The organism is Pseudomonas sp. FME51 (genome assembly GCF_014897305.1).
Genome location: NZ_JABUYN010000011.1, coordinates 126,248 through 140,926, shown reverse-complemented (window position 1 = coordinate 140,926; position 14,679 = coordinate 126,248). Strand labels below are relative to the sequence as shown.

Annotated in this window: 9 protein-coding genes and 1 pseudogene; 4 read left to right on the top strand and 6 right to left on the bottom strand. The window is 58.9% G+C overall.

Annotated features, from left to right (window positions below; genetic code table 11):
• Both INT39_RS17795 and greB read right to left on the bottom strand, forming a co-directional pair.
• The coding region (locus INT39_RS17795; RefSeq protein ID WP_193075344.1) for a hypothetical protein at positions 1-607 on the bottom strand (607 nt) is incomplete at its 3' end.
• A gap of 446 nt (positions 608-1,053) precedes the next feature.
• A pseudogene (gene greB / locus INT39_RS17790) lies at positions 1,054-1,194 on the bottom strand (transcription elongation factor GreB); the annotation flags it as partial.
• 159 nt (positions 1,195-1,353) lie between these two features.
• On the opposite strand from greB, the gene INT39_RS17785 reads away from it, so the two are divergent.
• The 3 genes from INT39_RS17785 (at position 1,354) to dacB (ending at position 5,486) form a co-directional block, all read left to right on the top strand.
• Complete coding sequence (locus INT39_RS17785) at positions 1,354-3,066, top strand: DEAD/DEAH box helicase (protein ID WP_193075342.1); 1,713 nt, start codon at positions 1,354-1,356, stop codon at positions 3,064-3,066.
• Between the two features lie 14 nt (positions 3,067-3,080).
• Entirely contained in the window at positions 3,081-3,908 is an 828-nt protein-coding gene (locus tag INT39_RS17780; protein ID WP_193075341.1) for a TatD family hydrolase, read from the top strand.
• Positions 3,909-4,013: 105 nt separating this feature from the next.
• Positions 4,014-5,486, top strand: coding sequence for a D-alanyl-D-alanine carboxypeptidase/D-alanyl-D-alanine-endopeptidase (gene dacB / locus INT39_RS17775; protein WP_193075340.1), 1,473 nt, complete (start codon positions 4,014-4,016; stop codon positions 5,484-5,486).
• A gap of 152 nt (positions 5,487-5,638) precedes the next feature.
• Here dacB and rlmKL read toward each other — a convergent pair whose 3' ends face one another.
• Positions 5,639-7,843 carry a bifunctional 23S rRNA (guanine(2069)-N(7))-methyltransferase RlmK/23S rRNA (guanine(2445)-N(2))-methyltransferase RlmL gene (rlmKL, locus tag INT39_RS17770; protein ID WP_193075354.1) on the bottom strand — a complete coding sequence of 735 codons (2,205 nt, stop codon included), beginning with the start codon at positions 7,841-7,843 and terminating at the stop codon, positions 5,639-5,641.
• A 251-nt stretch (positions 7,844-8,094) separates the two neighbouring features.
• Here rlmKL and rmf point away from each other — a divergent pair, with 251 nt between their 5' ends.
• Positions 8,095-8,310 carry a ribosome modulation factor gene (gene rmf, locus INT39_RS17765; protein ID WP_090272459.1) on the top strand — a complete coding sequence of 72 codons (216 nt, stop codon included), beginning with the start codon at positions 8,095-8,097 and terminating at the stop codon, positions 8,308-8,310.
• A 99-nt stretch (positions 8,311-8,409) separates the two neighbouring features.
• Here the strand turns inward: rmf and INT39_RS17760 are convergent, their stop codons facing one another.
• The 3 genes from INT39_RS17760 to INT39_RS17750 all read right to left on the bottom strand — a co-directional run bounded on the left by INT39_RS17760 (position 8,410) and on the right by INT39_RS17750 (position 14,615).
• Complete coding sequence (locus INT39_RS17760) at positions 8,410-9,447, bottom strand: quinone-dependent dihydroorotate dehydrogenase (protein ID WP_193075339.1); 1,038 nt, start codon at positions 9,445-9,447, stop codon at positions 8,410-8,412.
• Between the two features lie 82 nt (positions 9,448-9,529).
• Positions 9,530-9,751: a DUF2835 domain-containing protein gene (locus INT39_RS17755; protein WP_193075338.1), complete on the bottom strand. Its 222-nt coding sequence runs from the start codon at positions 9,749-9,751 to the stop codon at positions 9,530-9,532.
• On the bottom strand, positions 9,732-14,615 hold the full coding sequence (locus INT39_RS17750) for an NAD-glutamate dehydrogenase (RefSeq protein ID WP_193075337.1): 4,884 nt from the start codon (positions 14,613-14,615) through the stop codon (positions 9,732-9,734). The genes INT39_RS17755 and INT39_RS17750 overlap by 20 nt, the downstream gene beginning before the upstream one ends.
• Between the last annotated feature and the right edge of the window lie 64 nt (positions 14,616-14,679).

The following is a 14,679-nucleotide window of genomic DNA, read 5'->3' as shown; positions in this document are numbered from 1 at the left end:
CCATGGCGGCCTGACTTAAACGAAATGGCCTCCATAAAACCCGGTACGATTCACTACCTATCTCGCACTCCGACTTGCTTAAAGGCCCGTTATGATGGACAGGAAGCTCACACAGCAAACTACAAAGAACAATCTTCTCTGTAAAACCCAGCCCCTCTAATGACTCCTCATCGGAGTAAAGCTTTCTTTTACCAATGAACTTCTTGAACACCTCGATCAATTCGACACACTCTTTTCCTATCGACTTAGCAAGACACTGACGGCAACGATACTCACCGGATTTTGACTCTCTCACGATCTTGCCAACTGTATACCTAGAGCAAAGAGCAATCACCACACCGTTCGCGCAGCATGGCTTAGCCGGGTAGTAATTCAGCTTTCCAATACTTGAAACTAGCGAGGCACTGCCAGACTTACATTCCAACCCAAGCTCATCACAGATCTCATCCACTTTGTACGCATATTCAAGCCTATCAAAGTCGCTAAACTCCCAATACTTATTAAAAAAATCCGCTTCAACCCCACTAACACCCTCATTCATTTCGATATCATATGATCCTGAACGCATAATTACCCCCGATTTAAAATAAGAGACCATTCTTCTCATGCTCCCTATTCCTTGCTAAGCGACCACTAAACCGCTAAGCACGTAAAGCATTCACAGGAAATCTTGTAGAGGATTTATCTCTCGTGCAACCGAAGTCAGTGCTTTTGCTTCAAGGTCTCTATTTCGGATGCTCAAATACGATCTGAATAGTCGCTTGATAGCATCAGAAAGAAGGCGGGTCGAAAAACAAATTGAGAGGAGACAGATGACAGCGATTGTAATGGTTTGAAGCTCGAGGAATTATTGCGCTTCCCGGAAGCACCAGAGGACAGAAGATAAATCCACACACCAGCTCATACCTCCATAGAACGGAGCCAGAGCCAGAGCCAGAGCCAGAGCCAGAGCCAGAAAAATAGTACAAGGAAATATTACCTATAACATTCTTAAGCTTTTGATTTAAATACGTTTTGTGAAAAATATTATTCTGGATGGGGTTATAATTTTGAATCCGCATTCTCGCTGCGATCCCCCAAGCTTGCCGCCCAGGTGACCTTCCGGGTTATATCGGGCCGCTCGACGCGCCAGAGCTCATCCAGCTCCTTACGCAGGTCTTCATAGCCCTGGCGGGTAATCAACGGTGTCTTCACTTCCTGCTCCTTGTATTACAACCCCACGCTGCGCGCCAAATAACGTATTCGTCAAGACTGAAATATGACAAATAGACGAGCAGCCTGAAAACGTGCAGTAATTCTGCCGCGATAGGCGTATACTACGCGATCTTCAATCCCCCAAGGTTTACTTCAAGTATGTCCGATACCGCTCCGGCGGCACCGCAGTTTGCCGATCTTGGCTTGCCTGCACCGCTTCTTGAGGCTCTAAACAGCCTCGGCTATGAAACACCCTCCCCTATCCAGGCCGAGGCTATTCCGACTCTTTTGGCCGGCGACGACCTGCTGGGCCTGGCTCAGACCGGCACCGGCAAGACAGCCGCCTTTGCGCTGCCCGTACTGGCAGGCATCGACGTCAGCATTCGCGCTACTCAGGCACTGATTCTCACGCCTACTCGCGAACTCGCGCTGCAAGTGGCTGAAGCCCTGCAGCGTTATGCACAGAACATGCGCGGTTTTTCCGTGCTTGCGCTCTACGGCGGCTCCCCCTTCGCTCCGCAGTTCAAAGCGCTTGAGCGAGGCGCCCATGTCGTCGTGGCCACTCCTGGCCGCCTGACTGACCACATGCGTCGTGGCAGCATCAAGTTCGAGAACATGCGCTTCCTCGTCCTCGACGAAGCCGATGAAATGCTCAAGATGGGTTTTGCCGACGACCTCGACGCCGTATTCGAGAAGGTTCCGGAAAACACCCAGAAAGCACTGTTCTCCGCGACCATGCCTGCCGGCGTGCGCACTGTTGCCCGTAAGCACATGCGTGAGCCGAAGGAAATTCGTCTGCACAGCGGCAAGAGCAGCAGCCTGGACACCATTACCCAGAAAGTCTGGGAAGTGGCCAACCACCACAAACTGGATGCCATGACCCGCCTGCTCGAAGTCGAGCCAGTCGAAGCCATGATCGTGTTTGTGCGCACCAAGACCGCCAGCCTTGAACTGGCCGAGCGCCTGGAAGCCCGTGGCTTTGCTGCTGCGGCGCTGAACGGCGACCTCAGCCAGCAACTGCGTGAGCAGGTGGTTGACCGTCTCAAGCGTGGCCTGTTGGATATCGTGGTTGCCACTGACGTTGCGGCCCGTGGCCTGGACGTTGAACGCATCTCCCACGTACTCAACTATGACCTGCCGCACGACAGCGAGTCCTATGTACACCGTATCGGCCGTACCGGCCGTGCCGGGCGCTCTGGTACCGCCATCCTGTTTGTCACGCCGCGCGAACGTCGCATGCTGGGCATGCTGGAAAAGGCCACTGGTCAGAAGATCGAACAGCAGGCTCTGCCATCCGCCGACGCGGTACGCAGTGGCCGTCTGAGCAAGCTCGGCACACGCCTGCAGGCTGCAGCCGAATCCACCGGTTCGCTGCATCAGCAACTGGTTGACGAGCTGATGCAACTGACCAACATGGAACCGCTGGAACTGGCTGCCAGCTTGCTGGCCATCCTGCCGGGTGCCAAAACCCTGGTCGAGCCGGTAACTGACCTGCCTGCAGCAGCGCCACGCCGTGAAATGGATGATGATCGCGACAGCGGCCTGGTCCGCTACAAGGTGCAAGGCGGTCGCTCCAACGGCCTGATGCCCAAACCACTGGTTGATGCTCTGGTCAAGCACGGCGGCCTGCGCCGTCAGCAGATCGGTCACATCAAGATGTTCACCGAGCACACCGGTGTCTATCTGCCGCAGATGGATCAGTCCGTCCTCGGCAAGCTGGCTGGCATTGAGGTCAACGGCGTCGCTCTGCAAATCCGTGAGTGGCCATTGCCACCCGGTGAAACCGAGCGTCCGCGCAGCCCCCGTCCGCCGCGCAAGGACTTTGCCGGCAAGCCTCGCTCAACCGCTGCCAAGCCTCCCCGGCGCAGCTGAGCGAGCCGCCCTTCATGGAATGGGTCGATATCGGCGTCAACCTGCTTGACGCCGCTTTTGACAAGGACCGCGAAGCGGTACTCGAACGAGCCTGGGCGGCCGGTATCAGTCAGATGATACTGACCGCCACCTCGGTGGATGATTGCGCAGCTGTGCAGGCGCAATGCACCGAGGACCCGCTCCGGCTGTTCTGCACTGCCGGTGTACACCCCCATGAAGCACGCCACTGGAATAACACCCAGGCGGCCGATCTGCGTCTGCTGGCATCAGCTGATTGCGTACGCGCCATCGGCGAATGCGGGCTGGACTTCAATCGTGATTTCTCACCTCGTCCACTACAGATCAAGGCGCTTGAAGAGCAACTTGAACTCGCGGTGGAGCTGGGTTATCCGGTGTTTCTGCACGAGCGTGATGCCAGTGACACGCTGGCCAGCATCCTGCGTGACTTCCGTGATCGACTGCCGGCTGCCGTTGTGCATTGCTTCACTGCTGATCAGCAGGCCTTGTACGGCTATCTGGACCTGGATCTGCATATCGGAATTACCGGCTGGATCTGCGATGAACGACGCGGAACACATCTACAAACGCTGGTCAGGGATATTCCCTCCGGGCGCCTGATGCTGGAAACCGACGCTCCCTGGTTGCTGCCACGCACCCTGTCACCCAAACCGAAAAACCGCCGCAACGAGCCTGTCTGGTTACCAGAGGTCGCCTCCATGGTGGCTCAATGTCGCGAAGAAAGCCTGGAACAACTGGCTGAACATACGACGGCAACCGCCCGGGACTTCTTTCGGTTACCGCAACCCCCTCGAAAAACAACCCAAGCACCAACCCACCGGTAGTGCTCCAGCGCCTTGTTGCGCTATTCTGTCTGGCAAACCGGCTGTACCCATGGGAATGGACACTCTGCACAGCCCCCACCCGTTTTCCCCTGGGAGTCGCGCTCAATGCTGCGTCTGAAAGAACTGTCCCTGTGCTGCCTCCTTCCGCTCGCCGGCCTGCTCGCCAGTGGCGCCGCTTTCGCTGAAAGCGATCGCGGCACCCTGCCCGCTAAAGTCAGCTCCGCCCTCGCAGCAGCGAAGATCCCCATCAATGCCATGGCCCTGGCAGTCATCCCACTGGAAGGTCAGGGGCTTGCGCAATACGTGAATGCCGATCAACCGGTCAACCCGGCCTCGACCATGAAGCTGGTTACCACCTACGCCGCCCTCGAACTGCTGGGCCCGAACTTCCAATGGCAGACCGACCTGTACGGTACCGGCACGCTCCGCGGCGGCGAACTGCAGGGAGACCTGATATTTCGCAGCAGCGGCGATCCCAAGCTGACCATGGAGCGCATATGGCTGATGCTGCGCGACCTGCGTGCCGCCGGCGTACGCGAAGTGCGTGGCGACCTGGTGTTACAGCCAGCGGACATCCGCATACCAGCGGATGCCGGAAGGTTTCAGGACGACGGTAATGACCCGAGCAAACCCTTTCTGGTCGAACCCGATCCCTTGTTGACCAATCTCAAGCTGCTGTCGTTGAAAAGCTTTGCCGATGCCGACGGGATTCGAACCCACCTGGAACCGGCCCTGCCAGAAGTCACCATCGACAATCAGCTGACCACGCTGCCGGCCGTCAAGAGCTGCCCATGGCCGAACGTGGCTTATGCAGTCCAGGACGACGGCAAGCGCGCCACCATCACTCTCACTGGCGCGCTGCACCAGGGGTGCGACGCAGAACGTTATCTGTCGGTTTTGGATGCGCCAGTGTATACCGCCAGTCTGATCCGTACCCTATGGCATGAAATGGGCGGCCGCATCCACGGTGCCAACCGTATCGGGCCCTCACCTGCAGATGCGCGCCTGCTGGCCCGCAGCACATCACCAGACCTGGTCGACGTGGTGCGCGATATAAACAAGTACAGCAACAACACCATGGCCAGACAGTTGTTTCTGACCATAGGACGCGAACAACGCAGTGCTGCCGATACGGATGACCACAAGGCGGCCAGTCGCATCATCAACCAGTGGTTGGCAGACAAGGACATTCAGCCCAGAGGGCTGGTACTGGATAACGGTTCGGGATTGTCGCGTCTGGAACGCATGACCGCTCGCGACATGGCACAACTGCTGGCTCATGCCTGGGAAAGCCCTTATTCCGCAGAGTTTGTCGCCTCCCTGCCGCTGGCAGCCATGGACGGCACCATGCGCCGTCGCATGCGCAATACCCCGGTCGCCGGCCAAGCCCACATCAAGACCGGTTCGCTGCGCAACGTCAGAGCCATCGCCGGCATCACCCGGGACAACAACGGCCAGAGCTGGGCGGTAACCGCCATCGTCAACCACCCCTCCGCCGGCGGCAGCCGCCAGGCACTGGACTCACTGCTGAGTGACGTCTACCGCCGCGGGCCTACGGATGTCGCGGACAGCCGCTGAGGACGCCGAGGACTCACCATTTTGATACTCCGTGATCGTCCCCACGCTCCAGCGTGGGAATGCCTGCCGGGACGCTCTGCGTCCCAGCCCAGCAGCATTGCAAACGCTCGTTCGGACGCAGGAGCGTCCAGCGCCCCCTCGGAAAAACTGCCTCAGCGCATCAGCTTCCACGTGCGATGAATCCGCGTATTGCGCTGAAAGTCCTTGTCCAGCGTCTGTGCCGATATATCTTCAACCTGATACTTCTCTTCCAGCGCAGGGTCCAGCCGGAACCGGCGGAAGTTGTTGGAAAAATACACCACACCGCCCGGGGCCAACCGCGCCATGGCCATCTCCAGCAGCTGCACATGATCACGTTGCACATCGAACACATCGTCCAAGCGCTTGGAGTTGGAGAAGGTCGGCGGGTCGATGAAGATGAGCTCATACTCGCCGCGATCCTGCTCCAGCCACTTCATCACATCATCCTGCACCAATTGGTGCAGGTCAGACAGACCGTTCAGTGACAGATTGCGCCGCGCCCAGTCCAGATAGGTTTTCGACAGGTCGACGCTGGTTGTCTTGCGTGCTCCGCCCACCGCCGCATGCACAGTAGCGCTGGCGGTATAGCAGAACAGGTTGAGGAAACGTTTGCCACGCGCCTCTTCAGCGATGCGCAGACGGATCGGTCGATGATCCAGAAACAGGCCGGTATCCAGATAGTCGGTCAGGTTGACCAGCAATTTCACGTGACCTTCGCTGACCGTCATGAACTCACCCCGGCGATCCATGCGCTGATACTGCTGCTTGCCGGTCTGGCGCTGGCGCTGCTTGAGCACTACCTTGCTGGCCGGTATGCCCAGCACCTGCGGCAGTGCTACCAACACATCCTGCAGACGGGCCTGGGCCTTGTCTTCGCTGATGCTGGCCGGGGCGGCATATTCCTGCACATGGGCCCAGTCGCCATACAGATCGATGGCCACGGCAAATTCCGGCATGTCCGCGTCATACAGGCGATAGCAGGTGATGTCTTGCTGACGCGCCCATTTGCCCAGGGTTTTCAGGTTCTTCTTCAGGCGGTTGGCGAACATCTGCGCCGACTCGCTGAGCCGTGCACTGCTCTCCGCCGGGGCGGGCGCATCGCCTGCCTCAGCCCGCTCGATCCGTTCGGCGCGCTCAACTGAGCTCGGCGCAGTTCCGGTGACATAACGCTCGGACCGCAGATCCATCATCAGCAGCTTGCACGGCAAGGCACCATTGAACAGCGAATACTGCTTGTGGCTGCGAATACCCATGCGCCGCCCCAGCTCCGGGTTGCCGGTGAAAATGGCCGCCTGCCAGCCAGTACATTCGCTGCGCAGTACCTCACCGAGCTTCTGATACAGGTAGACCAGACTCGCCGCATCGCCCAGGCGCTCGCCATAGGGCGGGTTGCACACGACCAGGCCCTTCTGACCCTGATCAGGGTGCGGTGCAAAGGTCGCCAGCTCGCCTTGATAGACCTTGATCCACTCGCCCAAGCCGGCACGCTGGATATTGTTGCGCAGTGGCTGTAACAGCCGCGGGTCGGCTTCATAGCCACGGATCCACAAGGGCGCACGCGCCAGCCCGGCATCAGCGCGCTGCTTGGCTTCAGTGTGCAGGCTTTGCCACAGGGCAGGCACATGTTGCAGCCAGTGACTGAACCCCCATTGCTGGCGGTGCAGGTTCGGCGCAATGTCCGCCGCCATCAGGCCGGCTTCAACCAGAAAAGTGCCGGAGCCGCACATGGGGTCGGCCAGCGCCGCACCCTGCGCCGCCAGCGCCGGCCAGTTGGCCCGAATCAACACGGCTGCCGCGAGGTTTTCCTTCAGTGGCGCGGCACCCTGCTGCAAACGGTAGCCGCGCTGGTGCAGACTGTTCCCGGACAGATCCAGCGCCAGCTGCACTTCGCCATTGCGACAATGCACATTGACCCGCAGGTCCGGGCTCACCTTGTCCACCGAAGGACGGGTGCCGTCAGCGGTACGCAACCTATCAACAATCGCATCCTTGACCCGCAGTGCACCGAAATGGGTGTTGTCGACGCCTGCCAGCTGACCGGTGAAATCCACCGCCAGGCTGCCATCCGGCTGCAGGTGATCAGCCCACTGAATGCGCGCGACCCCGTCATACAGGCTTTGCGCATCACTGCCTGGAAAGCGTTCAAGAATAAGCAGCACCCGGTTCGCCAGACGTGACCAGAGGCAGATTCGGTAGCCTAACTCCAGGTCACCTTCAGCATGGACACCGGCAACGGTTTCCCTGGCTGTTGACGCGCCCAGCGCCCGCAGCTCGTCGAGCAACAGGCCCTCGATGCCCTTCGGACAGGTGATAAAAAATTCAAGGGTCTCGCGCATCTCATTGATTTCCAGAACAGTGTTACGTTTATGTTGCATCCAGGCTCTAAGGAATGAGCCCAGTATGCCAATTCGATCTTTCTCAGCCAGTCGTAATAGGGTACAAGAGACTTCAAGACTTTGCGTTGGTAAACCGAATAAGGAAGCTGCGATCTCCGCAGATTCCCGGGTGCAGAGACCAAGCTCTCTGCACCAAACCCCGGCCCAGACCAGTTGGGCCGGGTTGTCATACCACACGAGGGCTGTACTTTATGAGAAGACTAAAGCGTGATCCGATGGAACGAGCATATTTGCGCGGGTATCAGAACGGCGTTCAAGGCAAGTCTCAAGACTCCTGTCCCTTCAACAGCACTGCCGGCAGACAGAACTGGATCAATGGCTGGCGTGAAGGCAGAGCCGACCACTGGGCAGGATTCACCGGTATTTCAGGCGTGCATCGTCTCAACGAGATGCGCGCGGTAGGGTAATCCCCTCTCCCACCCTTTTTACCCAGGGCGCTCACTCAGAGCGTCGGGCCTGCGAGGCCCAAGGCCCCCGTTTACGGGGGCCATTTAATTCAGACCTGATTATTTCCCCGCAGCGCCGCTGTTCATCGCAGCAATAGCATCCACACACTCACGGATCAGTTCCGGTCCACGGTAGATGAAGCCGCTGTACAACTGCACCAGACTGGCTCCCGCTGCGATCTTGGCTGCCGCATCAGCACCGCTCAGAATCCCACCGACACCAATGATCGGTATCTGCCCCTTGAGCTCACCGGCCAGAATACGGATCACTTCGGTCGAGACATCAGTCAAGGGGCCACCCGACAGGCCACCGGCCTCATCAGCGAATGTCAGTCCCTCCACCTGCGAGCGATCAAGGGTGGTGTTGGTGGCAATCACCGCATCCATGCCCTGCTCCACCAGCGTACGGGCAACCACCGACAGCTCCTCGGGCGTCATATCCGGGGCAATCTTGATCGCAATGGGTACATAGCGGTCATACAAGCTGGTCAGCTCCTGCTGACAAGCCTTGATCTCGGACAGTAGAACCTTGAGCGTGTCACCGTACTGCAAGGTTCGCAGGCCGGGAGTATTGGGCGACGACAGGTTCACCGTCACATAGCCGGCGTGGCTGTAGACCTTGCGCAGGCAGTACAGATAGTCGTCCACCGCACGCCCGACCGGCGTCGTGGCGTTCTTGCCTATATTGATACCCAGCGTCCCCTGGTAACGCACCCGGGCGATGCGTTCTACCAACGCCTCCACGCCCAGGTTGTTGAAACCCATGCGATTGATGATGGCGTTGGCCTGTGGCAAACGGAACATCCGCGGCTTGGGGTTACCCTGCTGCGGTCGCGGCGTCACAGTACCCACCTCGATAAAGCCGAAGCCCAGACCAGCCAGGCCATCCACCGCAATGGCGTTCTTGTCCAGCCCGGCAGCCAGACCGACCGGGTTGTCGAAAGTCATGCCCAGCAGTTGCACCGGATGCGATTGCAGCGGACGAGTCAGACAGGACGCCAGACGCAATCGTCCGGCTGCGCCGATCATGTCCAGCGCCAGATCGTGGGAAGTTTCGGCTGGCAGCCGAAACATCAGGGAACGCAGGTTGGAATACATGGTGATGCCCCGATTATAAATAGCTGCGCGGAGTATACCGTTTTATGCCCGGTTTTTAACGCCCAGCTGACCGGATTGACAACTATTCCAGGCGTTCCAGCGACACCAGCTTGCCCTCAGCGGTAAAGCGCATGACGAAACTGCCATACACCCCCTCGTGACGGAGGAACGGGCGCAGATGATGAGCCGGCAGACTGACACGGCGACCGTCGCGGCTGTGCATTATCACCCGGCCGGCCTGGCCTCGGTACCAGGCCAGGTATCGTTCGGCGGGCAATGCCAGATCAAGAATCAGTTCCTGCATGTTTCTCCATGGGTGCCTGCCGAGCGCTACCGGCAAGATTGGCCAGCTCGCGCATGGCGACTGCGATCATCGGGTAATCGTTCTGCCCAGCGCTTCCCAGCTCGGTCAGTAATGCTTGCCAACGCTGCACCAGCATCTGGTTATGACTCAACCAACCGGCCAGCAATTCGTCTACCGGCGTATCCCGGTCGCCTGCCAGCAGAACCGATACGGTCATGCTGCTCAGCTGATTCTCCCATTCGTCCCGGTAGGCCTCTCTGGCCAGTGCCTGCCAATGGGAATCCACCGGCAGTGCGTTGATCTGATTGGCGAACCAGGTGATCTGCAGCTCACTGCCCAGCGCAAAGAACACCTGAGCTACCCTTTGTACGGGTTGCCCGGTGACATCGGCCGCGTCGATCACCCCGAGCATGGTATAGAAATGGACGGCCCCTGCCACCAGGCGCGCGATCGGTGCCGGAACGCCGGCGGTAGTATAGTGCTCGAACCGCGATTCCCAAACCTGGCGTACAGAGCCCTCGAGGATGCCATCGAAATGCTCATCAAGCGCCTGAATCTGCGGCGCGAAATGCGCCACCTGGGCTGCCGTCTGCATCTGCTCTTCCGGGTTACCTGGCTTTCCGCGGCGGCGGATGAACCAACGGGTGGCCCGGCGCGCCAGTCGCATCAGCTCATCCATCAATTCAATCTGCACCGCCGCCGGCAGCTGGCAATCCAGCTTGGCGATACTCTCAAATTGCTCCATCAACCGGAACACATCCCGCGCCACCACATAGGCCGCGACAATCTCGCCGACACTGGCACCGGTTGATTGCTCCATGCGCCGCAGGAAGGTGATCCCCATGTGATTCACCAGATTGTTGGCCAGTTGCGTGGCGATGATTTCCCGCCGCAGCCGGTGCCCGGCAAGCGCCGTCGTGTGTTCACGCACAAGCTGCGGCGGGAAAGCCGTGGCCATTTCACGGGCCAGCCAAGTATCTTCCGGCGCCTCCGAGGCTGCCAGCCGCTCTTTCAGATCCGCTTTTGAGTAGGAAATCAATACCGACAGTTCCGGCCGCATCAGCCCCATTCCCTTGGCTGCGCGCTCGACCAGCTGGTCATCCTCAGGTAGAAACTCCAGCGCGCGGTTGAGCTTACCGCTGGCTTCCATGGCATTGATGAAGCGTCGGTATTCCGCCATCGATCGGGCGGCCTGGCCTTCGGCGAGACTGATCGCCTGGGTCTGCTGATAATTATTGCTCAACACCAGCCCGGCCACCGCCTCGGTCATATCTGCCAGCAGCTGGTTACGCTGCTTGCCGGTCATATCTCCCGCTGCGACCACTTCGTTAAGCAGAATCTTGATATTGACCTCATGGTCGGAGCAGTCCACCCCACCAGCGTTATCGATGAAATCGGTATTGGATGCACCGCCATTCAGGCAATATTCGATCCGCCCCAGTTGGGTCATGCCGAGGTTGCCGCCCTCGCCGACCACCTTGCAGCGCAACTCGCCACCATCCACTCGTACCGCATCATTGGCCTTGTCGCCGACGTCCGCATGGCTTTCAGTCGATGCCTTGACATAGGTGCCAATGCCGCCGTTCCACAGCAGATCCACCGGCGCCTGGAGCAGTCGATTGATCAGCTCCGCGGGTGTGAGCTGGTCTTCGCTGATAGCAAAAACCTCCTTCATCTCCGGTGTCAGCTTGATTTGTTTGAGGCTGCGCGGGAAGACTCCGCCGCCTGCCGAGATCAACTCCGGATCATAATCGGTCCAGCTTGAGCGTGGCAGATCGTAGAGCCGCTGGCGTTCGTCAAAGCTGCGCTCCGGGTCCGGATCGGGGTCGATGAAAATATTCAGATGATTGAAGGCTGCCAGCAGCTTCACCGACCGCGAGCGCAGCAGCCCGTTGCCGAACACGTCCCCGCTCATGTCACCGATACCTATCGCAGTGACCGGATCCTGCTGCACATTAATACCCAGCTCACGGAAATGCCGCTGCACCGAAATCCACGCCCCGCGGGCGGTAATGCCCATGGCCTTGTGGTCGTACCCGGCCGAGCCGCCCGAGGCAAAGGCATCTCCCATCCAGAAACCGTAATCGGCGGCGATGCCATTGGCGATATCGGAGAAACTGGCAGTCCCCTTGTCTGCTGCCACCACCATGTAATAGTCATCATCATCGTGACGGATGACCTGCTGCGGCGGCACCACCTGACCGTCGACCAGATTATCAGTGAGATCCAGCAACCCCTGAATAAAGATCCGGTAACAGGCAATGGCTTCCTGCTGTATCTCGTCTCGGCCAGCCCCGACGGGCAGCCGCCGGGGTACAAAACCACCCTTGGCCCCGACCGGTACGATAACCGCATTCTTGACCTGTTGTGCCTTCACCAACCCGAGCACTTCAGTACGGTAATCTTCCTCACGGTCAGACCAGCGCAGCCCGCCACGAGCCACCTTGCCGCCGCGCAGATGCACACCTTCGACGCGCGGTGAATAGACGAAGATCTCGTACATGGGTCGCGGCAATGGGAGTTCCGGAATACCTGACGGATCGAACTTCAGACTGATGTAGTCCTTGGGCTGACCCTGCGCATCGGATTGATAGAAATTGGTCCGCACGGTTGCCTTGATCAATGCCAGGAAGCGGCGCAGAATGCGGTCCTCGTTGAGCACCGCCACCTCTTCCAACGCCCCGGTAATGGCCTGTTCCAGCTTGTCGTCCAGCTCGTTGGCCGACGCCTTGCGGGCCAGCAGAAAGCGGGTCTTGAACAGCCGCACCAGCTCCCGGGCAATCGGCGCATGATTGATCAGCGTGCCGGCGATATAAGGCAACTCAAAGCCCATGCGGATCTGCTTGATATAGCGAGCAAAGGCCCGCAGCAGAGCAACCTCTCGCCAATGAATACCCGCCAGCAGAATCAACCGGTTGAACCCGTCATTCTCCGCCTGACCATTCCAGATCGCGGCAAAGGCCTCACGGAACAACTGATTGACATCCTCGATGTCCATGCTCGCGTCCAGCGTCGAGCTGAATACGAAGTCATGAATCCAGTAGCTCTGCCCGTCCTGCCGGCGGATATGGAAGGGAAACTCTCCGAGAACCCGCAAACCCAGGTTGTCCAGCACCGGCATGACATCCGACAGCGGCAGCGGCCCGCCCAGGTGGTACAACTTGCAGTGCAGCTCGCCGGCCTTGCGCTCCAAAGGCTGGTAGAAACTCATGGCCAAGGGGTTATCGCTGTCGAGCGCAAGCAGATGCTGAACATCCACCACACCTGTGGCTGGATTGAAGCGATCACTGTACCCAGGTGGAAGCTCATTACCAAACCGAGTCAGGGCATCGGTGGCGGTTGCCTCACCCAGAGTGTCGCGCAGCTGCTCTGCATAGTCATCCGCCCAGCTGCGGCAGGCCTGTACCACATCCTGTTCAATTTTCACGTGGTCGATTTCCAGATTGCGTCGCGGGTCCACGCTCAGAATGAACTGCACGCGGACCAGCTGTGATTCGGAGAAGAATGTCCAGAACTCGCTGTCAGTCGCTTCAAGACGCGCCATCAGCACCTGCTGCATCTGCCGGCGCACGGCGGTGGAGTAGATATCCCGGGGAACATACGCCAGACAATAGTAGAACTGCGCATAATTGCCTCGGCGCAGGAATAGGCGGATCTGATTACGCTCCTGAATCCGCACTATGCCCAGGGTGGTCTCGCTGAGCAGTTGCGGCGACATCTGAAACAGGTCGTCACGCGGCAGTGCCTGTAATACTTGCTTCAACTCCTTGCCCAGATGGCTGTGCAGCTCGAAGCCCGACTCCCCAAGCACCTTCTCTACCTTGCGCCGCAGCCAGGGAATACCGCAGACATCGGCATTGTGCACCCGCGACGTATACAACCCGGCAAACCGGTGTTCGAGCACCACTTCCCCCGCAGCATCAACTTCGCGAATCGACACGTAATCGGGGTAGGCAGACCGGTGCACCCGGCTATTCTGCGCGCCCTTGGCAAATGACAGCAGCAATGGCGACTGCAGGTACTCCAGCACCGCCTCCGGCATGCCTTCTATATAGTCATCCGGCGGCTCCAAAGCCGCCAGGCCGAGACTGTGTTCCAGCTGCATGCCCAGACGGCCCTCGGGGTAGCCTTCGCGAAAGGAAAACCGGGTGTACCCCAGAAAGATGAAGTGCTCCAGCAGCCAATCAAGGAAAGCAGCCGCTTCCTGCTGCGATTCATCATCGAACCAGACGGCCTCCCCGCCCGCCAGCCGATCTCTCAGTTCCCGCACCTGCCGCCGCGTAGGTTCAAAGGCACTGACAGCCGTTTCAACATGGGTAAAAGCCTCCTGCAAACCGGTTTGCAGCGCCTTGAGTCCCGCCGGCGTCGGGCACCGATCAACTTCAATATGCATCACCGACTCACCGCAAAGCCCTTCGCCTTTGGCGGCGGCCGGATGCAATGCCTGCAGCCGGCCATCAGCATCACGGTCGGTCTTGAAGGTACTGTTCTGCAATGTGTGAATGGCGTAACCCTGGCGGCTCAGCTCGATACGCACCGAATCCACCAGAAACGGCGAATCGACGTGCAGCAACTGAATAGTCGTGCGGGAAGATTGCCAACCATGGCTCTGTACCTGCGGATTGAATACGTGGATCCTGCCGGTACGGCCATCAAATTGCTGCAGCATGCGCCAGGCGGACAATACCGCGCCCAGCAGATCGGTATCCTGCCGAATGAGCAATTCACCGAGCGTGGCGATGCTGAAGAATTGCTGCGCGAACAGTGCAATGCCACCCTGCTCTGCCGGCTCGACCAGCGCCTGCAGACGTTGCTGGATGATCTGCAAAAACTCGTTCCTATCGCTGGCAACAATAAAAGCCATGAAACCTCCACCCGGTTGGACAAACCTTCTGATCGGCATCCTCAACTCCCTCTAGTCTAGACCA